Annotated in this window: 22 protein-coding genes; 13 read left to right on the top strand and 9 right to left on the bottom strand. The window is 63.0% G+C overall.

Going from position 1 to position 26,523, the window contains the following annotated elements:
- Window positions 1-54: 54 nt before the first annotated feature.
- The 3 genes from AC1RDJ_RS24885 to AC1RDJ_RS24875 form a co-directional block, all read right to left on the bottom strand.
- Window positions 55-1,458 carry a heavy metal sensor histidine kinase gene (locus AC1RDJ_RS24885; protein WP_493029018.1) on the bottom strand — a complete coding sequence of 468 codons (1,404 nt, stop codon included), beginning with the start codon at window positions 1,456-1,458 and terminating at the stop codon, window positions 55-57.
- Window positions 1,455-2,165, bottom strand: a complete 711-nt coding sequence (locus AC1RDJ_RS24880) for a heavy metal response regulator transcription factor (protein ID WP_493029017.1) — start codon at window positions 2,163-2,165, stop codon at window positions 1,455-1,457. The genes AC1RDJ_RS24885 and AC1RDJ_RS24880 overlap by 4 nt, the downstream gene beginning before the upstream one ends.
- Window positions 2,166-2,232: 67 nt before the next feature.
- Window positions 2,233-2,931 (bottom strand): glutathione binding-like protein, encoded by a 699-nt coding sequence (locus AC1RDJ_RS24875; protein ID WP_493029016.1) that lies wholly within the window; start codon window positions 2,929-2,931, stop codon window positions 2,233-2,235.
- A 207-nt stretch (window positions 2,932-3,138) separates the two neighbouring features.
- Between AC1RDJ_RS24875 and AC1RDJ_RS24870 the strand changes: the two genes are divergently transcribed.
- Complete coding sequence (locus AC1RDJ_RS24870; RefSeq protein WP_071326127.1) at window positions 3,139-3,564, top strand: YdgH/BhsA/McbA family protein; 426 nt, start codon at window positions 3,139-3,141, stop codon at window positions 3,562-3,564.
- A gap of 4 nt (window positions 3,565-3,568) precedes the next feature.
- Here the strand turns inward: AC1RDJ_RS24870 and AC1RDJ_RS24865 are convergent, their stop codons facing one another.
- Window positions 3,569-5,212 carry a methyl-accepting chemotaxis protein gene (locus tag AC1RDJ_RS24865; protein WP_493029015.1) on the bottom strand — a complete coding sequence of 548 codons (1,644 nt, stop codon included), beginning with the start codon at window positions 5,210-5,212 and terminating at the stop codon, window positions 3,569-3,571.
- A gap of 274 nt (window positions 5,213-5,486) precedes the next feature.
- Between AC1RDJ_RS24865 and AC1RDJ_RS24860 the strand changes: the two genes are divergently transcribed.
- Both AC1RDJ_RS24860 and AC1RDJ_RS24855 read left to right on the top strand, forming a co-directional pair.
- Window positions 5,487-5,915, top strand: coding sequence for an EamA family transporter (locus AC1RDJ_RS24860; protein WP_071326125.1), 429 nt, complete (start codon window positions 5,487-5,489; stop codon window positions 5,913-5,915).
- 73 nt (window positions 5,916-5,988) lie between these two features.
- Window positions 5,989-6,354, top strand: a complete 366-nt coding sequence (locus tag AC1RDJ_RS24855; protein ID WP_493029014.1) for a hypothetical protein — start codon at window positions 5,989-5,991, stop codon at window positions 6,352-6,354.
- 131 nt (window positions 6,355-6,485) lie between these two features.
- On the opposite strand, the gene AC1RDJ_RS24850 is transcribed toward AC1RDJ_RS24855, so the two are convergent.
- Window positions 6,486-6,890 carry a hypothetical protein gene (locus tag AC1RDJ_RS24850; protein WP_071326124.1) on the bottom strand — a complete coding sequence of 135 codons (405 nt, stop codon included), beginning with the start codon at window positions 6,888-6,890 and terminating at the stop codon, window positions 6,486-6,488.
- Window positions 6,891-7,087: 197 nt separating this feature from the next.
- On the opposite strand from AC1RDJ_RS24850, the gene AC1RDJ_RS24845 reads away from it, so the two are divergent.
- Complete coding sequence (locus AC1RDJ_RS24845; RefSeq protein ID WP_071326798.1) at window positions 7,088-7,906, top strand: AraC family transcriptional regulator; 819 nt, start codon at window positions 7,088-7,090, stop codon at window positions 7,904-7,906.
- Window positions 7,907-7,951: 45 nt separating this feature from the next.
- Here AC1RDJ_RS24845 and folE read toward each other — a convergent pair whose 3' ends face one another.
- Complete coding sequence (folE, locus tag AC1RDJ_RS24840) at window positions 7,952-8,515, bottom strand: GTP cyclohydrolase I FolE (RefSeq protein ID WP_071326123.1); 564 nt, start codon at window positions 8,513-8,515, stop codon at window positions 7,952-7,954.
- 75 nt (window positions 8,516-8,590) lie between these two features.
- A complete protein-coding gene (gene nudC / locus AC1RDJ_RS24835) occupies window positions 8,591-9,430 on the bottom strand; it encodes an NAD(+) diphosphatase (RefSeq protein WP_493029013.1) in 840 nt (279 codons plus the stop codon).
- Between the two features lie 293 nt (window positions 9,431-9,723).
- On the opposite strand from nudC, the gene AC1RDJ_RS24830 reads away from it, so the two are divergent.
- The 6 genes from AC1RDJ_RS24830 to AC1RDJ_RS24805 all read left to right on the top strand — a co-directional run bounded on the left by AC1RDJ_RS24830 (window position 9,724) and on the right by AC1RDJ_RS24805 (window position 19,196).
- Window positions 9,724-12,069 (top strand): catecholate siderophore receptor Fiu, encoded by a 2,346-nt coding sequence (locus tag AC1RDJ_RS24830; protein ID WP_493029012.1) that lies wholly within the window; start codon window positions 9,724-9,726, stop codon window positions 12,067-12,069.
- Between the two features lie 509 nt (window positions 12,070-12,578).
- Window positions 12,579-13,892: a dicarboxylate/amino acid:cation symporter gene (locus AC1RDJ_RS24825; protein WP_071326121.1), complete on the top strand. Its 1,314-nt coding sequence runs from the start codon at window positions 12,579-12,581 to the stop codon at window positions 13,890-13,892.
- A gap of 107 nt (window positions 13,893-13,999) precedes the next feature.
- Window positions 14,000-14,992: a porin gene (locus tag AC1RDJ_RS24820; protein WP_493029011.1), complete on the top strand. Its 993-nt coding sequence runs from the start codon at window positions 14,000-14,002 to the stop codon at window positions 14,990-14,992.
- A gap of 234 nt (window positions 14,993-15,226) precedes the next feature.
- A complete protein-coding gene (locus AC1RDJ_RS24815; protein ID WP_071326119.1) occupies window positions 15,227-17,134 on the top strand; it encodes a sensor histidine kinase in 1,908 nt (635 codons plus the stop codon).
- Window positions 17,127-18,470, top strand: coding sequence for a sigma-54-dependent transcriptional regulator (locus AC1RDJ_RS24810; RefSeq protein ID WP_071326118.1), 1,344 nt, complete (start codon window positions 17,127-17,129; stop codon window positions 18,468-18,470). Before AC1RDJ_RS24815 ends, AC1RDJ_RS24810 begins: the two co-directional genes overlap by 8 nt.
- A gap of 90 nt (window positions 18,471-18,560) precedes the next feature.
- On the top strand, window positions 18,561-19,196 hold the full coding sequence (locus AC1RDJ_RS24805; RefSeq protein ID WP_493029010.1) for a hypothetical protein: 636 nt from the start codon (window positions 18,561-18,563) through the stop codon (window positions 19,194-19,196).
- 6 nt (window positions 19,197-19,202) lie between these two features.
- On the opposite strand, the gene AC1RDJ_RS24800 is transcribed toward AC1RDJ_RS24805, so the two are convergent.
- Complete coding sequence (locus tag AC1RDJ_RS24800; protein WP_071326116.1) at window positions 19,203-19,946, bottom strand: metallophosphoesterase family protein; 744 nt, start codon at window positions 19,944-19,946, stop codon at window positions 19,203-19,205.
- Window positions 19,943-20,515, bottom strand: a complete 573-nt coding sequence (locus AC1RDJ_RS24795; RefSeq protein WP_493029009.1) for a GNAT family N-acetyltransferase — start codon at window positions 20,513-20,515, stop codon at window positions 19,943-19,945. The genes AC1RDJ_RS24800 and AC1RDJ_RS24795 overlap by 4 nt, the downstream gene beginning before the upstream one ends.
- Before the next feature lie 189 nt (window positions 20,516-20,704).
- Between AC1RDJ_RS24795 and AC1RDJ_RS24790 the strand changes: the two genes are divergently transcribed.
- The 3 genes from AC1RDJ_RS24790 to AC1RDJ_RS24780 all read left to right on the top strand — a co-directional run bounded on the left by AC1RDJ_RS24790 (window position 20,705) and on the right by AC1RDJ_RS24780 (window position 26,449).
- Entirely contained in the window at window positions 20,705-21,553 is an 849-nt protein-coding gene (locus AC1RDJ_RS24790) for a hypothetical protein (protein ID WP_289889621.1), read from the top strand.
- A 399-nt stretch (window positions 21,554-21,952) separates the two neighbouring features.
- Complete coding sequence (locus AC1RDJ_RS24785; RefSeq protein WP_071326114.1) at window positions 21,953-22,858, top strand: ABC transporter ATP-binding protein; 906 nt, start codon at window positions 21,953-21,955, stop codon at window positions 22,856-22,858.
- 9 nt (window positions 22,859-22,867) lie between these two features.
- A complete protein-coding gene (locus AC1RDJ_RS24780) occupies window positions 22,868-26,449 on the top strand; it encodes an ABC transporter permease/M1 family aminopeptidase (RefSeq protein WP_493029008.1) in 3,582 nt (1,193 codons plus the stop codon).
- Window positions 26,450-26,523: the final 74 nt, after the last annotated feature.

The raw sequence follows: 26,523 nt of genomic DNA, 5'->3' as shown, positions 1-26,523 counted from the left end.
CGCCAACACTGCGTCGGATGACGGCCCTTGGCCTCATCCGACCTGCGCGCTGCACTACTGGAGCGGGAAATCCAAGGTAAACGTCGTGGCCGCCGCATCCGACGCCACCGTCGCGCTGCCGCCATGCAACTGCATGATGGCCGTGACGATGGCCAGGCCCAGGCCCGTGGAAGCGGCCGAATCGCTGCGGGCCGGGTCGGCGCGGTAAAAGCGTTCGAACAGGTGCGGCAGGTGGCGCGCGGGGATGGCGGGACCGAGATTGCTCACGCTCAGCTCCACGCCCTCGCGCGTCGCGTGCGAACGCAGCAAGATCGTACTGCCCGGCGCCGCGTGGCGGATCGCGTTCGACAGCAAGTTGCCCAGCGCGCGGCGCAGCAGTTGCGGCTCCGCCGTCACCGTGCCGCTGCCGTGGCAAGCCAGCGCCAGCCCCCGCTCCTCGGCCAGGCCTTCAAAGAAATCGGCCAGGCGCAGGAACTCGTCCTGCACCGGCAAGGCTTGCTTGACCAGCACCACCTCTTCCTGCTGCGCGCGCGCCAGGAACAGCATGCTGTCGATCATGCGCGACAGCCGTTCCAGTTCTTCCACATTCGACGACACCAGCTGTTCATAGTCCTGCGCGCTGCGCGGGCGGGCCAGCATCACCTGGCTTTGTCCCAGCAGATTGGTGACGGGCGTGCGGAATTCATGCGCGAGATCGGCGGAAAACTGCGACAGCCGCGCATACCCTTCCTGCAGCCGCGCCAGCATGGCGTTGAGCCCATGGATCAACGGCAGCAGCTCCGTCGGCGCGCCGCGCGCCTCGAGCTGCTGCCCCAGCTTGCCAGGCCGCACGAGCGCCGCATGGGCGGCGATATTGCGCAGCGGCCGCAAGCCGCGCAACAGCATCACGCTCGCCAGCAAGGCCGCCACCAGCGCGCTGACGGCCACCGACACGACAATCTGCCAGCGGTAGGCGGCAAACATGACGCTGCGGTCGCCATAGACCCTGGCGATGGAAATATCGGCCATCTGCGCCGGATCGCCGATGCGCGCGCTGGCCGCCACGACCCGCGCCGGATAGCCGTCGCGGCTGGTCCAGCTGACAATCGCGCTGGCCGTCACTGGCGCATCGACGGCCACGGGAACAGCATGCGCGACGTTCTCGCCATACGGATTGACATCGATCAAACGCGTGCCATCGGCGCGCACGATGCGCACGAGCGAATTCTCTTGCCCACTCATGGTGTCGCGAAAATACTGGGGCCGCTCGCGAATGATGTCCAGGGTGCCCGCATTGCCCAGCAACTGCTGGATTTGCCGCAATTTTCCCAGCAGTAAAATATCGTCGCGGCGCTCGATTTCCACCACGAATGAACGGTACAGATGCATGCCCAGGCCGGCCGACACGAGCGCCACAATGAGCACGAACACGAGCGTGACGCGCAGGGTCATCGAGCGGCGTAGCTGCGCCAGCTTCATGGGGCGGCGCCGCTGTCAGAAACCGTGGGCACGCGCAATTCGCACACATAACCCATGCCGCGCAGGGTGTGGATCAGCTTGGGGTCGAACGGGTCGTCGAGCTTGCTGCGCAGGCGGCGGATGGCCGCATCGATGACATTCGTGTCGCTCTCGAAATGGATGTCCCATACTTGCGCGGCGATGATGGAGCGCGACAGCACTTCACCCTGGCGCCGCGCCAGCAGGTGCAGCAGGCCGAATTCCTTGGCCGTCAGGGTGATGCGCTGGCCCTGCCGGCTGACCTTGCGCTTCATCACATCGATTTCCATGTCGCCGATGCGGATCACCTCGTCCTCGCGGGGCGGGCCACGGCGCAGCAGGGTGCGGATGCGCGCCACCAGTTCGGCAAACGCGAACGGCTTCACCAGGTAATCGTCGGCACCCAGCTCCAGCCCTTTCACGCGGTCCTGCACCTCGTCGCGCGCCGTGAGGAAGATCACGGGCACGTCGGCGCCGCCTTCCTGCAGGCGCAGCGCGCGCAGCACTTGCCAGCCATCCATGATGGGCAGCATGACGTCAAGCACGATGAGGTCGGGCGCCTGCGTGCCGGCCATGTGCAAGCCGTCGCGGCCGTTGCGCGCCAGGCTCACCGTGAAGCCCGATTCAGCCAGGCCGCGCAGCAGATAGTCGCCCGTCTTCGGTTCGTCTTCGATTACCAGGATGCGCATGGCCGCTTTCGTCAGGGGGAATGCCCCATTTTACGCCCGCCAACCGGCCGCGAAGATGATAAAAATGTCAGCTGACGGTTTTTGCCGTCTGGCCGAACAGCACGCTTTTCGCGTCACCGCTGACGGTCGGCTGCACATTGATCTCGGCGGCGCGGGCATACGCGCGCACGGTGGCCGGGCGGGCGACAATCGCCGCGAACCAGCGCGCCAGATGCGGGAACTCGTCCAGGTTCTGGCGCTGGCGCGCGTGCGGCACGATCCACGGATAGATCGCCATGTCGGCGATGGAATAGCTGTCGCCGGCGACGAAGGCGCGGTCGGCCAGGCGCTTGTTCAGCACGCCATATAGACGGTTCGTTTCATTCACATAGCGCGTGATCGCGTACTCGATGGGTTCGGGCGCGTATTGCACGAAATGGTGGTTCTGCCCGGCCATGGGACCCAGTCCGCCCATCTGCCAGAACAGCCACTGCATGACCTCGGCACGGCCGCGCACGTCGTCCGGCAGGAATTGCCCGCTTTTCTCGGCCAGGTATTGCAGGATGGCGCCCGACTCGAACAGCGACAGCGGCGCGCCGCCATCGGCCGGCGCCTGGTCGACGATGGCGGGAATCCGGTTGTTCGGCGCGATGGCGAGAAACTCGGGCTGGAACTGCTCGCCCTTGCCGATATGCACGGGAATGATGTTGTAGGGAATGCCCGCTTCTTCCAGGAACATCGTCACTTTGTGCCCGTTGGGCGTGGTCCAGTAATACAGGTCGATCATCGCGGTCTTTCCAGGTCGGTGGGATGGGACAGGCGCGGTAGGACGATAGTCGCGCTATTGTCGCGCCGCAACTGGTGTGCATGGATATAATGCCACGTCAGCGAAAAACAAGATGGCGGGCGCGCCCCGGAGCGATAGAGCAAGCGCCCACTCTCGCCATTGCCATTATTTTTCGCCATTCCTGGGAACCATCAACGAAAGCCGACCATGCGCAAACTCCTGATCGTCATGCTGTCCGTCCTGCTGTCAGGCTGTGTCCAGGACTTCGCCATCTATATGTTCGATGGCCACGACCATTCCCTGACCGTGCGCCGCCAGCAAAGTTACTTTTGGCAAGATACGGTGGAAGTGCAGCTGATGGCCACCAATCTGCCGCACTGCCAGCGCCTGCACACCCTGTCGACGGACGCGCCTGCCGACATCAAGGTCGAGCTGTTTGCGGCCGGCGAAGGCGTGTGGAATATCCGCATGGGCAAGCAGCTGTGGCAGGCGGAAACGAATACCTGCAATAGCCTGACGGAAATGGAAAACGACCCGAAGGCCGACCTGGGCCAGCCGGTCGGGCAATTCGTGGTCGTCGATGACCAGCTGACATTCGAACCGGCGCCGCAAGCGGCGGCGCCCGCCCAGTAAGACCTTAGCGCGCCGCCAGGCTGCGCAGCGGCTTTTTCGCCACGGTGCGCGGCGCGGCGGCAGTAGCGGCCAGACGCGGCGCCGTCCCCTGTTCCTGCGCCGACAGTTTGAAGCGCGCCACCAGCTGCGCCAGCACGGCCGCCTGGTCCTGCATGCTGGACGCCGCCGCCGCCGCCTCTTCCACGAGGGCCGCATTTTGCTGCGTCACGCTATCCATCTCCGTGATCGCCTGGTTGACGTGGCCGATGCCCGTGCTTTGCTCATGCGAGGCGGCCGTGATGTCGGCCATGATGTCGGTCACGCGCGAGACGCTGGCCACCACCTGATCCATGGTCGTGCCCGCCTGTGCGACGAGCGTGCTGCCGGCCGCGATGCTGTCGACGGAAGCGCCGATCAGTTCCTTGATTTCCTTGGCCGCGCTCGCCGAGCGCTGGGCCAGGTTGCGCACTTCCGAGGCAACGACGGCGAAGCCGCGCCCCTGCTCGCCGGCGCGCGCCGCTTCCACGGCCGCGTTCAGGGCGAGGATATTCGTCTGGAAGGCGATGCCGTCGATGACGCCGATGATGTCGACGATCTTGCGCGACGACGCGTTGATGGTATCCATGGTGCCGATCACTTGCGCCACCACGGCGCCGCCCTGGCGCGCCACTTTCGAGGCCGACTGCGCCAGCTCATTGGCCTGCACGGCGTTGCCCGTGTTTTGCGACACGGTCGACGTCAGCTCCTCCATCGAGGCGGCCGTCTCTTCCAGCGAACTGGCCTGCATTTCCGTGCGCGCCGACAAGTCCATATTGCCGCTGGCAATCTCGCTCGACGCCGTGGCGATGGTTTCGGCGCTGTGGCGGATTTCGCTGATCGCATCGACCAGGTTGGCCTGCATGGTCTTCATCGCGTACAGCACGCTGTGGCGGTCGCTGGCATGCGTGCGCACGCTGCCGCTCAAGTCGTTGTTGGCGATCTTTTCCGCCACTTCGGCCGCATATTCCGGGTCGCCGCCCAGCGCATGGCGCAGGCTGCGGTTGATGACCACGACGACGGCCGCCAGCAGCGCGCACACCAGCAGCAGCACGCCCAGCGAAGTGAGCAGCGACTGGCGGAAGGCGGCGTCGATGTCGTCCATGTACACGCCCACGACGAGGGTCCAGGCCCACGGCTTGTAGGCCACCACGCGGCTCATCTTCGGTTCCGGGGTTTTCTGTCCGGGACGGGGGAAATAATAGTGGACGAAACCCTTGCCCGCATCGCTCTTGCCGACGGCGACGATGTCGCGGTACAGATAGGTGCCGTTGGCATCCTTGAAGTCCGACATGTTCTTGCCATTCGTTTGCGGCGCGGCGGGATTCATCACCACCACGGCATCGAGGTTGATGATGGACAAATAACCGGTGTCGCCGAAACGCATGCTCTTGATGACGGCGGTGGCCTGCTTCTGCGCCTCTTCCTTGCTCAGCGCGCCGCTGGCGGCCAGCTCGCCGAACATCTTCACGGCGCCCAGGCCCAGGTCGGCGGCATTGCTCAAGTCGGCGCTACGCTCCTCGATACGGATCTTGCGGATCTCCAGGGCGTTGTACACAAAAATAACCGTAATGCACAGCAAGCTGCAAATCAGGGGAATCCATAACTTCTGCTGGAACGTCAATTTCTTCATGCGGTGTCTCCAACTGTGTGTGCGGCGAAGGGGGCGTGCCCGCTTCCAGCTCTGCGGCCAGGAATGCGGCGGCGACGGTGCTCTGGCGGCACCGTTCAGACGACTCCAGCATACGCTTGAACTACCGATATTTACAATGCCATACAGCAATTTTTAGCGCAGTGTTGTTAATGCGATGCGACAAGACATGTTGCATCGCAATAAAACTGCGGCAAGCGCCCGCCGCTCTTTTCCGCTACAGTCACAGCACCTTCCCCACTGCACAAGGAGCAGCATGTCGACTACCTTGACCTGGCAAGGCTTTGCCATCCTGTCGGCCGTGTTCGCGGCCATGACGGCCATCCTGGGCAAGCTGGGCGTCGCTGAGATGAACAGCAACATGGCCACCCTGATACGCACGGGCGTCATCCTGCTGGTAACGGCGGCCATCATCTCGCTGCGCTCGGAATGGCAGCGCCCGGGCGGCGGCAACTGGGTGGGCTGGACGTGCCTGATCGCGTCGGGGGTCGCCACGGGCCTGTCGTGGCTCTGCTATTTCCGCGCGCTGCAACTGGGCCCCGTCTCGCTGGTGGCGCCCGTCGACAAGCTCAGCGTGGCGCTGGTGATGCTGGCCGGCTGGCTCGTGCTGGGCGAGCCGTTCACCCTGAAGGCGGCCATCGGTGGCGGCTTGATCGTGCTCGGCTCGCTGATTTTGCTGCTGTGAGGCGATACGCGGCACGCGGCGGCGCGCCTGTGTCAGAATGCACGCCGGATAGATCGAATCACGAAAGAACAGCATGACCAAGAATGAAGCCATGAAACGCATCAATGACCGCCTGGGCAAGCCCACCCTGACGGACAAGAACACGCACTTTGCCAGCGTCGCCAGCTATGGCACGGACGAGGGCTGGTGGTTGAAGATTCCCTTCCTCACCTTCAAGCAGGAATTGCACTTCATCCTCAACAACGAGAAGACGAAGAGCTTTCAGCACCTGAAAATCGGCGCCAACCAGATCCTCAGCCCCGGCATGAAATTCCGCAGCACGGGCGGCGCGGCCGACGCCTTCATGTCGGCCTCGGCACCGAAGCGCCTGGTCGACTTGCTCGATGGCGGCAGCAAGTACAACTTCACCAAGCATTTCATCACCGACTACCGCTACTAAAACACCTGACCAAACCTACTGCGCGGCGCGCTTTGCGGCCTGCGATGCTCACCGTACTAGAAGTAGGGTTGCGCTTCTGAGCCACAAATCACTGCCGCTCGCTACGGTTTTGTCAGGTGCTCTTGAGTTTGTCAGCCCTCCCTTGGCGGCAGCCACGCCTTGAGCAAATGCTGGGCGATGTCGAGCGCGTCGTCGCGGCTGGTGCCGAAATGCAGGGGATAGCCCCAGAACTTGCCGAACATCACGGCGAAGGCCTTGCCGGCCAGACGCTTGGCCGCGCTCGGTTCGACCAGCACCATGCCCTGGATGTAGGCGCGGATGGCCGCCTTGTTCTGTTTCATCCACAGTGCAGCCCGCTTGCGCTCCTCCTGCGGGTGTTCATGCCCATCCTCGTCAAAGCCTTCCTCGCTGAGGATGACAAATGCTTGCCGGCGCGCCAGCAGCGCATCGAACTGGGCGAACAGGATATCGGGTTGGGCGGGCGCTGCCGCGCGGCGCATCCAGACGAGGGGGAAAGTGGACAGATCAAGCTGCATGGTGATGACTCCTTCAATGGGGGTTGCCGTTCCTCCTTACCTTCATCAGAACACTGGCGGCGGCGGTTGCCGTTGAAGCGGGGCTGCGGATCAGCACACGATACCGGTGGCGCGGTCGGACGTCATTGCATAAAATAGCCACAATATTATTCAATCCAGCCAAAGCCCCTGCCATGCCCCATCCCCTCCTGCCCAGCATGCTCTCCGCCCAGCTGGGCCTTGACGCCACCGCCTCCCTCATGGATTTCGACGTCGATGGCGTGCTGCGTCCGCTGCTGGCCGTGGGCCTGGCCAGCGTGCGCGAGGAATGGGAGCAGGCGCCGCACCAGCACCGCAAGGGACAGCTGCTGTACGCCACGCGCGGCGTCATCCATTGCGAGGTAGACAGCGGGGTATGGATCGTGCCGCCCCAGTGCGCCGTGTGGATACCGGGCGGCCTGATGCATGCGGCACAGGGCGTGGGCGAGGCCGAGTGCTATTGCCTGTTTGTCGAGCCGGCCATGGCGCCCGCCTTGCCCGCCGTCTGCTGTACCCTGGCCGTCTCGCCGCTGCTGCGCGAACTGATCGCCAAGGCGGCCGGCTTTCCCACCCTGTATGCGCTGCATGGCGCGCAGGAACGCCTGGTGGCCACCCTGCTCGATGAATTGGCGGCCGCCCCCGTGGAAGACTTGCACCTGCCGATGCCGCGCGATGCGCGCCTGCGCCGCCTGGCCGCCCTGCTGCTGGCGCAGCCGGCCGACAAGAGCACCTTGGCCGAATGGGCCAAACGCATCGGCATGAGCGAGCGCAGCATGACCCGGCAGGCGTTGGAAGAGATCGGCATGAGCGTGGGCCGCTGGCGCCGGCAACTGCACGTCATCGTGGCCCTGCAGCGCCTGGCGGTGGGACACAGCGTGAAAGCGGTGGCGCTGGAACTCGGCTATGAAAACACCAGCGGTTTTGTCACCATGTTCCGCAAGGCCGTGGGCAAGCCGCCGGCGCGCTACCTGGCCGAAAGGGAATCAAAAGGGAAATAAAAAAGGCGGCATCGCGCCGCCTTCTTCATGCATCTTCGGCGAAAATCAGGTTTCGCGCGCCAACGCCAGGAATTCCGTGCGCAGCGCCAGATTCGGCTGCATCTCGCCCAGCATGGCCGAGGTGATGGTTTCCTCGCCCGGTGTGCGGATGCCGCGGCTTTCCATGCACAGGTGGCGGCAGCGTACGACCACACCCACCGATTTCGGTTCCAGCACGTCCATCAGCGCGTTGGCGATCTGCATCGTCATGCGTTCCTGCACTTGCAGGCGCTTGGAGAAGCAGTCGACGAGGCGCGTCAATTTCGACAGGCCGACGATCTTGCCGTTCGGCACGTAACCGATGGTGGCCTTGCCGAAGAACGGCGCCAGGTGATGTTCGCAATGGCTGTAGACGGGGATGCCGCGCACGACGATCAGCTCGTTGTACTGTTCCGCACCATCTTCAAAAGCCTTCAGCAAGTCGACCGGATCCTGGCCATAGCCGGAAGTCCAGTGCTTCCAGGCCTTGGTCACGCGCGCCGGCGTTTCCAGCAAGCCAGGACGCTGCGGGTCTTCGCCAAAGCTGCTGATCAGCCGGCGCCAGTCGTTTTCGGAGAATTCTTGAGACATGCTAAAACACCCTAAAATTTGCAATTGCCGCCAGTATATAGAAAATGTGACAGGCTGCCCCGACAGCCATTGCTTTTACTCTGGCGCCGGCGGCCGGTAGGCCCGCACCAGCAACGCGGAAATCGATACGCTGGACGTCGCTTCCGGCCACGCATCGCCGGGACCGAACCAGCGCGCCTCGGCGATCTCGTCCTCGTCCAGGCGAATGTCGCCATCGAGGTAATCGGCCGTAAACGCGATCATCAGCGAATGGGGAAATGGCCACGATTGGCTCATGAAATACTGCAAGTTATGCACGCGCAGCCCCACCTCTTCCATCACTTCGCGGTGCACGGCTTCCTCGATCGATTCGCCCGCTTCCAGGAAACCGGCCAGCGGGCTGAAACGCTGCGATGGCGAATGCCTGTGCATGGCCAGCAGCACCTGCTCGCCCTTGCGGATCAGCACCATCATGGCCGGCGAAATGCGCGGATACGCGAGCATGCCGCAGGCGGCGCATTGGAAGCAGCGCTCGCCGCGCGCGCGCTGCATGGGCGTGGCGCAGACGCCGCAATAACGGTGCGTGCGCGCCCATTCGGCCAGTTGCGCGGCGCGGCTGGCCAGGCCCAGGAAACCATCGTCGACGGCATTGAACAGCGAGCGCAAGCCATGCCAGGCCACGCCGCCATCGAGGGGCAAGGCATCGTCGTCGCGCCAGACGGTCTGGCAATAACGGCCCTGCCACACGCCCACAGGCTGGGCCTGGCTCAGGTCGATATCGAGCGCGGCCACCTCGGCCTGCGTCGGCAAGGCCAGTTCCGGCGTGCGCAGCAGCACGCGCCCGCGATGAAAGACAAACGTCAGCGTCTGGGCGGCAGCGGGCGCCGGTTCGGGCACATCGATCAGGGGGACAAAAGCGTCGGGAGTATGGAGCATGCTTGGCGGAAATTTGTAAAGGTTGCTCATCATACTCCCGCTCCCGGACGCCTGCGCGCATAGCAGCGGCTGGGCCGCAAAGCAAGCATTCATGCGGCATCACAGTGTTTTTTTCCTGGCACATTCAATTCGTTGCGTAAACGAGACTGATAACGATTCTCATTTACGAAATAGCGCCCAATTATTACAATGTCACACAACCCGTTTCCCCAGCCAGCCACTTGCCCGCGTGCAATAGCACTGTGCGCAGCGCCAGCCAGGAACCACTACCCTGACCTTATCGAGAGAGCAAGATGGCAATCAAGAGCCGCAAACACGTCCAATCCCGTTTCAACCAGCATATCGGCGCCGCCCTGGCCGTGATGCTGCTGCCCGTTGCCGCCCAGGCTGCCGACCCGGCCGGCCAGAGCGTCCCGGCATCGCAGCAAACCCTGAACGAAGTCAAGGTCGTGGGTTCCAAGGAAAATGATTTCAAGGCCGAAAAAGCCTCGTCGCCGAAATACACGGAAGAGCTGGTCAACACGCCGCAAACCATCGTCGTGATCAAGAAGGAATTGATCGAACAGCAAGGCGCGCTGACCCTGACGGAAGCGCTGCGCAACACGCCGGGCGTCGGTACTTTTTTCCTCGGTGAAAACGGCAACACGAACACGGGCGACGCCGTCTACATGCGCGGCTTCGATTCGTCGGGCAGCATCTATGTCGATGGCGTGCGCGACGTCGGCTCGATCTCGCGCGACGTCTTCAACATCGAACAGATCGACGTGCTGAAGGGCCCGGCGGGCACGGACAGCGGCCGCGGCTCGCCGACAGGCTCGATCAACCTGGTCAGCAAGACGGCCACCATGGAAAACAAATTCAATTCCCTGCTGACGGCCGGCAGCGGCAAGCAGAAACGCGCCACGGCCGACTGGAACCGCGTCCTCGACAGCGATTCGGGCACGGCATTGCGCCTGAACCTGATGACGCAGGACAGCGGCAACCCGGCGCGCGATGAAGTCACGAACAAGCGCTGGGCCTTCGCCCCCACCGTCACCTTCGGCATCGGCAAGCCGACGCGCATCACGGCCAGCTACCTGCACGTCGACCAGGACAACGTGCCCGACGGCGGCGTGCCGACCATCGGCTTGCCCGGCTATTCGACGCCGGACGTCGCCACGAAGGAGAAGCCGGTCATCCGTACCTACCTGAACAGCGCCGCCAGGGTCGATCCAAAGAATTTCTACGGCTCCACCTCGGACTACGACAAGGTCAAGGCCGACATGGGCACCTTGCGCATCGACCATGATTTCTCGCCGACCGTGCAGCTCCAGAACACCACGCGCTACGGCAAGACCAAGCAGGACTACCTGCTGACGGCCTTCATGGCCAATACCGCCAACCTGAATACGGAAACGAACGGGGCGGTAAAAGACAACCCTGCGACCTGGACCCTGGCGCGCTCGCTGCGCACCGTGAAGGACCAGGAAAACACGATCTTGACCAACCAGACCGTGGTCAGCGCGCAATTCGACACGGGCGTGCTCAAGCACTCCCTGGTGGCCGGCGCCGAGTTCACCAGCGAAAAGCAGACCAACTACAGCTATGTGCCAGCCACCCTGGGTACCTTGCCGGCAGCGAACCTGTACCATCCGAACCCGCGCGACCCCGTCACCGGCTACAACCCCGTGCGCAGCGGCGCCTTCACGGAAGGCGAAGTCAACACGCAAAGCCTGTATGTGTTCGACACCATCAAGTTCGGCGACAAGTGGCTGTTCAACGGCGGCGTGCGTTTCGACCATTTCAACACCACGTATGACGCCGTCACGCTGCAAACGGCCGTGGCCCAGGGCCAGGTGCAAAAGCTGCCAGTGGGCACGCCCATCCCCACCCACCTGACCCTGAGCGATACCTTGGTCAACGGCAAGATCTCGGCCATGTACAAACCGACGCCGGACAGCAGCGTGTATGCCTTGCTGGCCACGTCGAAAGCGCCACCGGGCGTCAACTTCGCCCTGAGCACGGGCGCCAGCAGCGCGCAAAACCCGAGCTACGATCCGCAGGAAACGCTCACCAAGGAAATCGGCACCAAGTGGGACTTCCTGAAGCAAAAACTGTCGTTCTCGGCCGCCGTCTACCAGACCACCGTCAAGAATGAAGTGGAACAGGATCCCGTCATCCCCACCATTTATTACCAGACCGGTAAAAAACGCGTGGAAGGGCTGGAACTGGGCGTGGTGGGCGAAATCATGCATAACTGGCTGGTCAGCGCAGGCTATACGCGCATGAATACCAAGGTCGAGTCGGGCAAGGTCGTCACGGCCAGCGGCGTCAACAACCTCAGCTACACGCCGAAGCAGGCGTTCACCAGCTGGACTTCGTACACCCTGCCGTTCGGCCTGAAGATCGGCGGCGGTGCCCGTTACGTCGGTGAAATGCTGCGCGGCACCGATGGCGCCGTCGGCACGCCGGCACGCGTCGACTCCTACTGGGTCTTCGACGCCATGGCGACGTATCCGGTCAACAAGAACCTCGACCTGCAGCTGAACGCCTACAACCTGGCCGACAAGACCTATGTGGCGGCCATCAACAAGTCCGGCTTCCGCTACACGCCAAGCCAGCCGCGTTCGTTCAGCCTGACGGCGAATATCAAGTTCTGAGTAATGTTCGTGAAATCATGACAAGCGGAGGCTCTGCAAGGGGCCCGCTGCCAGCAGCGGGCAACACCGCAGAGCGCCGCGTATAGAAGTCGGAAATCGCAGCAAGATATTGCAGCTTACCGGAGTCGGCAGAACAGGTATTGCGCGCGACAGCAGCCCCTCTTCGGAGGGGCTTTTTTATTGTCCTGATAATCTTGTCTTTTTCGCGCAACGGCGCCCTGCCACGACTAGCGTATGAAAAGTCATACAGCGATCGCCTCCCCCGTCCAATATTTCGCGCAGTGCGGCAATATAGCAACATTCTTGAATTTAAATAAGTTCTATAAATCAATAACTTATGAAAGGTTCTGTCGAAAAAGCATTTCAGGCATATCCTTTGCTATGTACAGGTTTTGCTGCAAATAATCGCCAGCATGCAAGGGCTTGTTTTTGAGAAATATTGACTCCAAGCTTGAGTTGCTCGCTATCAATAATCCGCTCACAGCGGCGCTTCATTTGGAGGAGTCAAAATGAAAAAGAAACGGCCATTAACCCTGTACATCCTGATTGCCATGATCCTCGGCATCGCCGTCGGCTATGGATGCAACACCGCCTTCCCTGATGCCAAAGTCAGCGCCCAGATCGCTGGCAATATCTCCATCGTCACCGACGTCTTCCTGCGCCTGATCAAGATGATCATCGCGCTGCTGGTGTTCTCCACGCTGACGGTCGGCATCGCCCACATGGGCGACGGCAAGACGGCGGGCCGCATCGGCCTGAAAGCCATGTGCTGGTTCGTCGTCGCCTCGCTCGTGTCGCTGGCGCTGGGCATGGTGCTGTCGAACCTGATGCAGCTCGGCACCAACCTGGGCTTGCCATTGCCGGATATCCACGCCTCGACTAACTTGAAGACGGCCGCCTTTACCTTGAAGGATTTCTTCACGCATCTGGTGCCGAAATCGCCGATCGAGGCCATGGCCAACAATGAAATCCTGCAAGTGCTGGTGTTTTCCATCTTCTTTGGCGGCGCACTGGCCGGCCTGGGCGAGTCGGGCAAGACCCTGACGGCCGTCGTCGATCAGCTGGCGCAAGTCATGCTGCGCATCACCGGCACCATCATGAACCTGGCCCCGCTGGCCGTGTTTGCCGCCATGGCGTCCGTCATCACCACCCACGGCCTGGGCGTGCTGGTCACGTTCGCCAAATTCATGGGCGGTTTCTACCTGGGCCTGATGTGCCTGTGGGCACTGCTGATCGCCGCCGGCTTCCTCGTCATCGGTCCGCGCGTCTTCAAGCTGGTCGGCCTGATCCGCGAACCGTTCCTGCTGGCATTCTCGACGGCCAGCTCGGAAGCGGCCTATCCAAAACTGCTGACAGCGCTCGACCAGTTCGGCGTGGACCGCAAGATTTCCAGCTTCGTGCTGCCGATGGGCTACTCCTTCAACCTCGATGGCTCGATGATGTACTGCACCTTCGCCGTGCTGTTCATCGCCCAGGCCTACGGCATCGACCTGTCGATCGGCACGCAGATCACCATGCTGCTGCTGCTGATGCTGACCTCGAAGGGCATGGCCGGCGTGCCGCGCGCCTCGCTGGTGGTGATTGCCGCTACCCTGAACCAGTTCAATATTCCGGAAGCGGGCCTGCTGCTGCTGATGGGCGTCGACCAGTTCCTCGACATGGGCCGTTCGGCCACCAACGCGGTCGGCAATGCCGTCGCCACGGCCGTCGTAGCCAAGTGGGAAGGTGGCCTGGCCACGGAAGAAGAAGCGGCGGCCGCCAACGCGGCCAACCAGAATACGGAAAGCCATTGGGGCGAAGCGGACCACGCTAGCAAGGCCTGATAGCGCCATGGCCCGCCACAAGCGGGCCATTTATTTGTTTTCAATGTTGAGTAACAAGCAGTCAGGTAGTGCGATCAGTAGTTATCCCCCTTACTAGAGAGATTCTCATGAAAAAAGTCCTGTTTACCCTGCTGGCCCTTGGCGCAGCTTCCGGCGGCGCGCTGGCCCAATCGAGCGTGACCATCTATGGCGTGGCCGATGCCGGCCTGGTGTTCGACAAGGACGCGGCCGGCGACCGCCTGAACCGCGTCGCTTCCGGCGTCGCCTCCGGCTCGCGCATCGGCTTCAAGGGCAAGGAAGACCTGGGCGGCGGCATGTACGCCAATTTCGTGCTGGAAAGCGGTTTCAATATCGATACCGGCACCTCGGGCCAGGGCGGCTTGCTGTTCGGCCGCCAGGCGTATGTCGGCCTGTCCGGCAGCGCCGGCGCCGTCACCCTGGGCCGCCAGTACTCGCCGTACTACCTGGCCCTGCGCGACGTGGCCGACCCCTTCGTCATCGGCCTGGCCGGCACGGCATCGAACCTGATGGCAACGAATATCCGCGTCGACAACATGGTGCAATACACCACGCCAAGCTGGAGCCACCTGTCGGCCGACCTGGCCTACGGTTTCGGCGAAGTGGCGGGCGACAATGCGAAAAACCGCAGCATGGGCGGCGCCGTGCACTACATCGACGGCCCGCTGAACGTGACGCTCACGCATCACCGCAAGGAAAATGCGCTGGCGACACAGCAAACGCGCAACACCCTGCTGGCCGCGCGCTATGACTTCGGCGTCCTGCAAGGCAACTTCGGCTACGCGGACAACCGCGCCCTCGACGACAGCAAGAGCAACGACATCCTGGTCGGCTTCAGCGCCCCGTTCGGCGCCACCAAGCTGGTCGCGTCGTATATCCGTCACAACGACAAGAGCAACCTGAACCGTGACGCCCAGCAGTGGGCCATCGGCGCCTACTACGCCCTGTCCAAGCGCAGCGACCTGTACACCGGTTATGGCCACATCAGCAACAAGAACGGCGCCACCTTCGTCGTCGGCAACGCCACCGACAATGGCACCGGCAACAGCGGCTTCAACTTGGGCATGCGCCACACGTTCTAAGGACGTCGGCCAAATCTGCCGCGCGGCGCGCTTTGCGCGCCGGCGATGCTCACCGTACTCGAGTACGGTTGCGCTTCTCAGCCACAACTCACTGCCGCCCGCGACGATTTTGTCGGACGTCGAGAGGTCCGTGAAATAACAGCGTGAGCCGCCGGATGCACATCCGGCGGCTTTTTTTATGTTGAGACACATCAAGATGCGATACTGTCGGTTCTTGCAAGTTGGCACCAGACTATGAATAGCAGCAGCAAACCACCTCTTTCCTGGCGCCAGCGCCTGTCGCAACGGTCGGGCCGCGAAACGCTGGCCTGGGGCGTGGTGCTGGCCGCCTGCCTGGCCACCGTCTGGCTCGTGTATTTCTGGACCGAACGCATCGCCATCGGCAAGCTGCAGGCGAGCGGCGCGCAGCGCCTCGAGGTGTATGTCAGCAGCCTGGAAAATGCGCTGGAGAAATACGACTTCCTGCCCAAGACGCTGGAGCTGAACCGCGACGTCATCCGCCTGCTGCAGCACCCGGAAGACCCCGTGCTCGTCGACACGGTCAACCATTACCTGGAGCAAATGAATGCCCAGGCAAAATCGTCGACCATCTTCATCAGCAACCTCGACGGCAACACGCGGGCCGCCAGCAACTGGCAGCAGCCGGACAGTTTCATCGGTGACAATATCGCCTTCCGCCCGTATGCCCAGGACGCCCTGCGCGGCACGCCGGGGCGCTTCTATGGCGTCGGCACGACGCGGCTGGAACCCGGCTATTTCTTCGCCCATGGCATTTACCAGAATGGCCGCATGCTGGGCCTGGCGACGGTCAAGGTGAACCTGGAAAACCTGGAAAAACGCTGGGTGCAGGGCGCGGACAAGGTCATGCTGGCCGACGAGCATGGCGTGATCTTCCTCAGTTCCATGCCGGACTGGAAATACAAGACGCTGGCCCCGCTCTCGCCTGCCATCGTCGATGAACTGAACCGCACACGCCAGTATTACTCGAAGCAGCTGGCGGCGATTCCCTTCGTCTCCGACCGCCAGCTGGGCAACGGCGCGCGCGTCATCAGCGTGCGCGAGCAGGAGCGGGCCGACGCGCCGCCGAAGACCAGTTCCAGCGTCATGACACAGATCAAACTCAAGTCGCCGCGCGACTGGACCTTCATTTACCTGTCCGACCTGGCGCAGGCGAAGGCCAGCGCGCGCGCGGCGGCCGCCTTCTCCTGCGTGCTGCTGGGCTTTTTCATGCTGCTGTTCTTTTACCTGCGCCAGCGGCGCGCGGCCGTGGCGCAGAAATTGCGCGCCCGCGAAGACTTGCAGCACGCCTACGACAACCTGGAAACCATGGTCGAGGAACGCACGTCGGAACTCAATGCCATGACGCAAAGCCTGAGCCAGGAAATCGAGGTGCGCAGCAAGGCCGAGCAAAAACTGCACATCACGCAAAACGAACTTTTCCAGGCCGGCAAGATGGCCGTGCTGGGGCAGATGTCGGCCAGCATCACGCACGAGCTGAACCAGCCGCTGACGGCACTGCGCACCATGTCCGACAATGCCGTCATCCTGCTCGAGCGCGGACGGCTCGACGACGCGCGGCGCAACCTGGCGAAGATCTCGCAAATTGCGGCCAGGATGGGGACCATTACGGGACAATTGAAGATTTTTGCGCGCAAGTCGACGACCAGCCTGACCTCCGTCTCGATCCCCACGGCGATCAGCAACGCGCTGTTCCTCGTCGAACGCCGCCTGCAGGTTGAAAATGTGCGTTTCAGCCTGCATCTGCCGCCCGAGGACATCTTCGCCATGTGCGAAAGCAACCGCCTCGAGCAAGTGCTGGTGAATCTGTATGCGAATGCGCTCGACGCCATGAATGGCAGCGACGTGCGCAGCCTGCGCGTGTCCGTCGAATGCACGCGGGAACAGGTGCTGATCCACGTGGCCGACACGGGACCTGGCCTGTCGACGGAAGTGTGCGAACACCTGTTCGAACCGTTTTTCACCACCAAGCCGCAGGGGCTGGGACTGGGCCTGGGCCTGGCCATTTCCGAACAGATCACGCGCCAGTTCGGCGGCGTGCTGCGCGCCGAAAACGCCGCCGGCGGCGGCGCCATCTTCACCATCGAACTACAGATTGCAACGCAGGAGGAAAAACATGTTTGACGGCTTGAAGGTCTTGCTGGTCGAGGACGACCCCACCGTACGCGAAGGCAGCGAGCAGGCACTGCAGCTGGCCGGCCTGGACGTGCTGGCCTTCCACTCGGCCGAACTGGCCTATAAACTGCTGACGCCGGATTTCCCCGGCATCGTCGTCAGCGACGTGCGCCTGCCCGGCATGAGCGGCCTCGAGCTGCTGCAAGCCGTGAAAACGCTCGACCCGCACCTGCCGGTGATCCTCGTCACGGGCCACGGCGACATCACGATGGCCGTGCACGCCATGCGCACGGGCGCCTACGATTTCATCGAAAAGCCGTATTCCTCGGACCAGCTGGTCGACGTCATCCTGCGCGCGCTGGAAACGCGGCGCCTGATGCTGGAAGTGCACAGCCTGCGCCGCCAGCTCGAGGACGGCGGCGGCATCGAAGCGCGCCTGCTGGGCAATTCCGTGGCGATGCGCGACATACGGCGCCTGATCCTCGACGTTGCCAACGAACCGGCGGACGTGCTGATCTATGGCGACACGGGCACGGGCAAGGAAATGGTGGCCCGCTGCCTGCATGACTTCAGCCATCGCCGCAAGCACAACTTCGTCGCCGTCAACTGCGGCGCGATACCGGAAAGCATCTTCGAGAGCGAAGTGTTCGGCCACGAGCCGGGCGCGTTTACGGGCGCGGCCAAGCGCCAGGTGGGCAAGATCGAGCATGCGGACCACGGCACCTTCTTCCTCGATGAAATCGAAAGCCTGCCCCTGTCGCTGCAGGTAAAACTGCTGCGCGTGCTGCAGGAGCGCTATATCGAACGCCTGGGCTCGAACATTCCCACGCCCGTCGACGTGCGCGTCATCGCGGCGGCCAAGCTGGACCTGGAAGACTTGTCGCAGCAGCAGAAATTCCGCAGCGACCTGTACTACCGCCTGAACCTGATCGTGCTGCATTTGCCGCCGCTGCGCGAACGGCGCGAAGACATTCCCATCCTGTTCGAGCATTTCGTGCTGGCCGCGGCGGCCCGCTACAACCGCGCCGCGCCCATCGTCTCGAGCGCCCAGATGCGCAACCTGATGGCGCATTCCTGGCCCGGCAACGTGCGCGAACTGCGCAATATCGCCGACCGCTTCGTGCTCGGCATCGCCGGTGGCGCGTCGAGCCTGCTGGCAGGCGGCCAGGCCAGTCCCCTGTCGCTGGCCGAGCAAGTCAATGGCTTCGAACGCGCGTTGATCGAACAGGAACTGCGCGCATATTCCGGCAACGTCAGCGAAGTGAGCAGCGTGCTGGGCTTGCCGAAACAGACGCTGTATCACAAGATGCAGAAGTACAACCTGGTGGCGGAAGAGTTCCGCTAGGCGAACGCGGGGCGGCAGGCCTATGCAAAAGAACAACATAATATTGCTATATGGTATATATTGTTTCTTTTTGATAATTTTCTGAAGCCAATGAAAAAACCTGCTTTCCTGCTGTCCCTGTTATGTTGCGCCGCCAGTTTTGCCCAGGACGCCGTCAACACCGCAGCGCCCGCCGTCTCCACCGAAGCGGCCAGCGCACCAGCGGCCCCGGCAACCTCCGCCATCAGCCGCCTGCGCCTGTTCGGCCAGAATGGCGCCACCGCCTTCCTCTACCGCGACAGCAGCTGCATCCGCGGCATGTTCAGCGATGGCGTGGAAAAGGCCAGCGGCGGCATGGGTTCCGCCTTCGGCTCCCTGATCGGTACTGTCAGCAATGTCAGCCTGGGCATGGCGGAGACGGAAACGTCGCAAAACCTGGCACGCAAGGATGGCTTCTTCTCGAAAGCGTATTTCCGCGAATATGAGGTTCCCGCCGATAAGCCGAGCAGCCTGCGCCTGGGCTTCCAGGATGTCTCGCCGTTCTACGTGGCCAACGGCGTGCGCTATGACACGGTATCGCCCAGCTGCCATGGCGACATCACCTTCACGCCGCGCGCCGGCGAGGATTACGAAGCCGCGTTCTCGTGGGAAGGCAAGCGCTGCAGCATCAGCATCAACCAGGTGATCGCCAGGGAAGGCAAGACGGAGCTGGTCCCCGTGCCCGTCACGCGCGCGCCGAGCTGCTAAGCAATCTCAGGCGGCGCCGACGAAGCCCGTGCGCAAGGGCCTGACCCAGTCGGGCCGCCCGTTGGCCAGCGCCAGCCGCGCCGCCTTTTCCCAGTCATATTGCACCGCGTGCCACTGCGCCGTCCAGCCGCCATGCGCGTCCTGTTCGGCGATCGCATAGCGCGCGTGCGGCGTGCCGTTCTGCATCAGGTGCGGATAGCCATGGTCGTCGTCGTAGGCCTGCAAGCCCACGCTGCCCGGATTGACGATCAGCCGGCCATCGGCCAGGCGCACCTGGCGCGGCATGTGCGTGTGGCCGCACAGGATCAGCGCCGCGTCAGTGTCGCCGGCACGCGTGGCTACCTCGTCCGGCGTGGCGGCGCGGCTGCCCTGCGGCGTGACGGTGTCGAGAAAGTACACGAGGTCGCTGCCTGGCGTGCCATGCACGAGCAGCACGTCTGTGCGCAGGCGCAAGGTGGCGGGCAGCGCGTCTATCCACGCGAGTTGCTCCGGCAGCAGTTGTGCCCGCGCATAGGCGTCCGACACGCCCATGCGGGCCGGATCGCCCAGCAGCTGGCGCTCGTGGTTGCCGCGGATGGTCGGCAGGCCGAGCGCCATCAGGCGCGCCGCCGTGGCGCGCGGCTGCAGATGGCCCGAGACGATATCGCCGAGGTTGACGGTCACGTCCACGCCACGCCGGGCGATGTCGGCCAGCACGGCGTCAAGCGCGTCCAGGTTGCCGTGGATATCGGATATGGCGGCGATTCTCATGTCGTAACTCCCTCCCTTGCGCACCATTCTGCGCGCGTCAGGCGATACAGGCAATGCGTACGCAATGCGTGCCCTGGCGGCAGGGCCGGATGCTCGAACGTGGCGGCTTCGCGGCGCATGCCCAGGCGCGCCATCAGCGCGCTCGAGCGCCGATTCGGCAAGGCCGTGAACGAGACGATTTCCGGCAGCTGCAAGCGTTCGTAAGCTGCCCGCAGGGCGGCCTGCGCCGCTTCCTGCGCGTAACCTTGTCCCCAGTAATCGAAGGCCAGGCGCCAGCCGATTTCCACGCACGGCGAACAGGGCAATTGCGCGTCGGGAATATGCAGCCCCGTCATGCCGATGAAGCGATCGGTTTCACGCAAGGCCACGGCCCATAAGCCCCAGCCCCGCCCCGCGATCAGGTCGCCGCAGCGCCGCGCCATGGCATCGCTGGCCTCGCGCGACAGCGTGGAAGGAAAAAATTCCATCACGCGGGGATCGGCATTCAGGGCCGCGAACGGCGCCAGGTCGCTGTCGCGCCATTGCCGCAGCAGCAACCGCGGCGTGACCAGTTCCATGATTTCCTGCATCGCTTACTTCCTCTCATAACCAGTCTTTACAGGCGACTTACCTGCGGTAGGACAAGTCCGACGGCCACTTGGGCCGTGCGGCTACGTAATTTAAAAGTAACAATTGCTACCATTTCCTCATTGCATTGCTGTCCAATGCAGGCCGCCCCAGCGTCGCGGCAGTGTTCACTTTATCTTGAGGAGTTATCCATGTTTTCCACGTCCGTGTCCGCCCGCCTGTCTCCCCCACGTCCGCACCACCTTGCCTTGCGCGGCGCCATGATGCTGGGCGTATTGGGCGTCGCCACGGCCGCCGCCACGGCGCGGGCGGAACCGTCGCCCACCCTGGACCGCGTCAGCATTTCCGTGGGCGCCTTCGCGGCCGATCCGCGCATCAATGTCGGTGCCGACACGGAGTTTGGCCGCATCGACGCGCCCGAATCGAAGCCCAGCCGCACGACGATACCCCGCATCAAGGCCGAATTGCTGATCGGCGACCGCCATGGCCTGGCATTCGACTACTACCGCTACGACAAATCCTACACCCCCACCCTGACGGGCCAGACCACCATCAATGGCCAGCCCGTCACGGGCACGGCCACCGCGGACGCCGACCTGAAGCTGGACCTGGCCAAGATGTCCTACCGCTGGTGGCTCGGCAGCGGCAACGACACCTTCGGCATCGGCCTGGGCGCCGCCTACTATAATGCCAACCTGAACGGCACGGCCACCGGCGTCGTCAATGGCGAGACGGCCACGGCGCGCGATTCCATCGGCGAACACGCATTCGCGCCGCTGCTGGAAGTGGGCTGGCGCCACGCCTTCACGCCGGACTTGCGCATGTATGCGGAAGCGTCGGGCATCAAGAAAAATGGCGGGCGCATCAACGGCCATATTTATGGCGGCAATATCGGCGTCGAGTGGTTTCCATTCAAAAACATCGGCTTCGTCGCCGACTATGGCATCTCGAAAATCAAGCTGCACCGCGACAGCGAACGCGACGCGGACTTGAACGTGCGCCTGACGGGACCGTCGGCCTATGTGAAAGTACGCTTCTAACCCCTTCAGCCGCCGCTTTCCGCACGACAGCGCGGCACGCCTGATCCGGCCACGGCGCCAGTCCCCCGGCGCCGGCATTTCAACAGAATCACACCATCGCCGCAGCCCCGCTTGCTCGCTGTAAGCGCCGGCCGGCGCGCCACCGGCCTCGCTCCAGGCCAGGAGCACACGCATGCGCTGCGTGATCCTGGCTCCGCGTCATTCATGCCGGCTCTCCCGCATTTCATCCCCGCATTGTCGCCTCTTGTCGCAAACATCTTATTTTTTATCCAATTGACGATACATTATTGTTTTTAAGTAACATCCGCCATCGCGGTTGACGAGAAGGGCGATCCCCTTGCACAGACCGGCAGACATGCATCTGCCGGCTTTCACCCCAAGCTCAGGAGAGTGCTGCACATGCTATCGATCAAACAGCTGAACAAAACGTATGCCAATGGCGTCAAGGCCATCAACAATGTCAGCCTGGACATTCCGAATGGAATGTTCGGCTTGCTGGGACCGAATGGCGCGGGCAAGTCCTCGCTGATGCGTACCATCGCCACGCTGCAAGATCCCGATAGCGGCAGCATCCATTTCGATGGCCTCGACGTGCTCAAGGACAAGACAGAACTGCGCCGCCAGCTCGGCTACCTGCCGCAGGATTTCGGCGTGTATCCGAAGGTCAGCGCGGAAACCCTGCTCAACCACTTTGCCGTCCTGAAAGGCTTGACGGAAAAGGGCGCGCGCAAGGACGCCGTGCACGCCCTGTTGCAGCAGACCAATCTGTGGGAAGCGCGCAAGCGCAACCTGAGCACGTATTCGGGCGGCATGCGCCAGCGCTTCGGCATCGCCCAGGCGCTGCTGGGCGCGCCGCGCCTGGTGATCGTCGATGAACCGACGGCCGGCCTGGACCCGGAAGAACGCAACCGCTTCCTGAACCTGCTGGCGAAGATCGGCGAGCAGGTGGTGGTGATCCTGTCGACGCACATCGTGGCCGACGTGACGGACCTGTGCCCGCGCATGGCCATGATCGTCAAGGGCGAAGTGCTGGTGCAGGGCGAGCCGCAGGCGGCCATCGACACCTTGCGCAACAAGGTCTGGCGCCGCAGCGTCACCACGGATGAACTGGCGCAATACCAGCAGTCGCACAATGTGCTGTCGACGCGCCTGGTGGGCGGCAAGCCGCAGATCAATGTGTTTGCCGAGAGCCAGCCCGACAGCGGCTTCACGCCATTTGCCGCGACGCTGGAAGACGTGTACTTCTTGCACGTGAACAACGCTGCCCGCCATGGCGCCGCTGCGCCGGCCGCAGTTGCCGCGTAAGGGGCCGCCATGTGGAAGGAATTTTTCAAGTTTGACCTGGCCTACCAGCTGAAACAGCCGCTGCTGTGGGTATTTGCCGTCATCCTGGCCCTGATGGCCTTTGGCGCCACCAGCAGCGATTCGATCCAGATCGGCGGCGCCATCGGCAACATCAACCGCAATGCGCCCACCGTGGTGGCGCAACTGCTGGCGATCTTCAGCCTGCTGGCGATGTTGCTCGTCACCGTCTTCATCGCCGGCGCCGTGCTGCGCGACAGCGACTTCGGCATGGCCGACATGCTGTTCGCCACGCCCATGCGCAAGTGGGACTACCTGTTCGGCCGCTTCGGCGCCGGCTTTGTCGCCTGCCTGGCGATCTTTGTCTGCATCGCCTTCGGCACCATGCTCGGTCCCCTGATGCCCTGGGTCGACCCGCAGCGCGTGGGCGCGTTTGCGCTGCACACGTATGCGTGGAGCTTCGCCGTCCTGGTGATCCCGAACCTGCTCTTCATCGGCGCCCTGCTGATGCTGCTGGCGGCCACCACGCGCTCGATGCTGCTCGTGTATGTGGGCGTGCTGGGCTTTTTCGTGCTGTGGGGCACGGCGGGCGCCTTCACGCGCGACATCAACAATGAGTGGATCGCCGTGCTGCTCGACCCGTTCGGCATCCGCGCCTTTGGCCGCATGACGCGCTACTTCACGGCGGCCGAAGCGAATGCGGGCCTGCCGCCGCTGTCCGGCTTCCTGCTGGCCAACCGCCTGTTGTGGCTGGGTATTGCCGCCGTGCTGTTTACCGCCACCGTGCTGCTCTTCAAGCCGCAGCGCGCGGGCACGGGCAAGCGCCTGTTCGGCCAGCACAAGGCATCAGCGGACGCAGCCTTCGCCGCGGCGCCGTCGCAGCTGCCGCGCAGCGTCCCCGCGTTTACCGCCGCAACGGCCTGGCGCCAATGGTGGCAAATCCTGCGCTTTGACGCGGCCGGCGTCCTCAAGAGCTTGCCCTTCCTCGTCATGCTGCTGTTCGGCGTGGCAAACCTGATTGCCGGCGCAAATGTCGGCAAGAATATGTACGGCACGGCCGTGTATCCGATGACGCATTTGATGTTGCAACAGATCAGTAACAGCTTCAGCTTCCTGTTGATCATCATCGTCACCTTTTACGCGGGCGAACTGATCTTCAAGGAGCGGCAGGCAAGGATCGCCGACGTCAGCGACGCCATGCCCGTGCCCAACTGGGTGCCGCTGCTGGCCAAATGCACGGCCTTGCTCGGCGTCATCGGCGGCTATCTGCTGGTGGGCGTCATCGCGGTCATCGGCTTCCAGCTCGTCAAGGGCGGCGCCCCCGTGGAACTGGGGCTGTACCTGAAAGGCACCCTGCTGGGCGCCCTCGCCTTCGTGCTGATGGGCTTGTGCGCGCTCACCCTGCAAGTGCTGGCCAACAACAAGTTCATCGGCTACCTGCTGGTGATCCTGCTGATGGTGGCGCAAGCCGTGCTGGGCATGCTGCACTTTGAACACAAGCTGTACAACTTCGCCAGCTTGCCTGCGATCCAGTACTCGGACATGAACGGCTATGGCCACTTCCTGACCGGCTGGGCCTGGTTCGCGCTGTACTGGAGCCTGTTTACCGTGGCCCTCGTCATGCTGGCGCAGGCATTCTGGGTGCGCGGCCTGTCCGCCGGCTGGCGCGCGCGCCTGCGCCTGGCCGGCCAGCGCCTGCGGGGCCGTACGGGCGCCGCGCTGGGCCTGGTGCTGCTGTGCTGGGCCGGCACCGGTGGCTGGATCTTCTACAACACCAATGTGCTGAACCAATACGAAACGTCGGACCGCACCATGGACAAGCAGGCGCGCTACGAAAAATTGTACAAGCAGTACAAGGACTTGCCGCAGCCGAAGATCACGGATGTGCAGGCCGACGTGGATATCTATCCCGAGCAACGCAAGGTGTTGATCAAGGGTCACTACGTGCTGCAAAACAAGACGGGCCAAGCGCTCGATACCTTGCGCATCCAGCGCGATCCGGAACTGCAGACGGCGTGGCTGAACCTGCCCGCGCACAGGGTCGAACTGGACGACAGGGAACTCGGTTTCAGCATCCTCAAGCTAGCCCAGCCCCTGGCGCCGGGCGCCAGCTTGCCGCTGGATTTCACGGTGGCCGTCACGCACCGGGGCTTTACCAACAGCGGCGCGCCCAACCAGGTCAACCTGAATGGCAGCTTCTTCAACAACCAGGCTTATTTCCCCCACTTCGGCTACGTGCAGGACATGGAGTTGATAGACCGCAACGAGCGCCGCAAGCGGGGCCTGGGCGAGCCGCAGCGCATGGCCAAGCGGGAAGACGCATCCGCCTATGGCAACACGGTCTTCGGCGGCGAAGCGGACTGGATCCATTTCGACACCACGGTCTCCACCAGCGGCGATCAGATCGCCCTGGCACCCGGCTACCTGCAAAAAAGCTGGGAACAGGATGGGCGCCGCTATTACCGCTACAAGATGGACCAGCCGATGATGCCATTCTTTGCATATCTGTCGGCCCGCTGGGAAGTCAAAAAAGGCGACTGGCGCGGCGTGCCGATCGAAATTTATTTCGATAGGAAACATGGCTACAACACGGAGCGCATGATCACGTCCGTGCATAAGTCGCTCGACTACTACACCACCGAGTTCACGCCCTACCAGCACAAGCAGGTGCGCATCCTCGAGTTCCCCGGCTACCAGACGTTTGCGCAATCGTTCGCCAACACGATTCCGTATTCGGAAGGCATCGGCTTCATCGCCGACTTGCGCGACAAGGACGACATCGACTACGTGTTTTACGTCACCGCGCATGAAATGGCGCACCAGTGGTGGGGCCACCAGGTCATCGGCGCCAATGTGCAGGGTGCCAGCATGCTGATGGAATCGCTGGCGCAATACTCGGCCCTGATGGTGATGGAAAAGGAATACGGACGCGACAAGATGCGCCGCTTCCTGCGCTATGAACTGGACCGCTATCTGAGCGGACGCGGCGGCGAAGCCATCGAGGAACAGCCGCTGGCGCGCGTGGAAGGCCAGCAATACATCCACTACAACAAGGGCAGCCTGGTGTTCTACCGCCTGCGCGACGAGATCGGCGAAGCCGCCTTGAACCGTGCCCTGAAACGCTATCTGCAAGACAAGGGCTACCAGCAGGCGCCGTTCACCACCGCGTCGGAACTGCTCGCGTACATCCGCGCCGAAGCGCCGCAGGACAAGCAGGCGCTGATCACGGACCTGTTCGAGAAGATCGTCTTCTACGACAACCGCGTGACGCAGGCGACGGCCGTGCAGCGCAAGGATGGACAATGGGATGTCACCGTGCAATTGCACCTGGCCAAACTGGAATCGGATGGCAAGGGCAAGGAAAGCCTGCGCGCCTACGACGAGCCGGTGGAAATCGCCATCTTCGCGCGCGCGCCCGGCGCCAAGGAAAAGGATGAAAAAGTCTTGTTCACGGACAAGCGCGTCTTGCAGGGCAGCGACCCGGTGCTGACCATCACGGTGAAGGACAAACCGTTCGACGTGGGCGTCGATCCGTACAACAAGATGATTGACCGGGTCGCGCGCGACAACCGCAAGGAAGTCAGTGTGAATTAACACTGCAATGTAACCTTGATCCAACGCAAACAGGCCGCGCCATCGACCATGACGCGGCCTGTTTTTCATGCGTT

The sequence above is a fragment of the Janthinobacterium sp. GW822-FHT07H10 genome, from assembly GCF_058798675.1.
The sequence above is the reverse complement of the archived record's forward strand: the minus strand, read 5'-3'. Positions and strand labels throughout refer to the sequence as shown.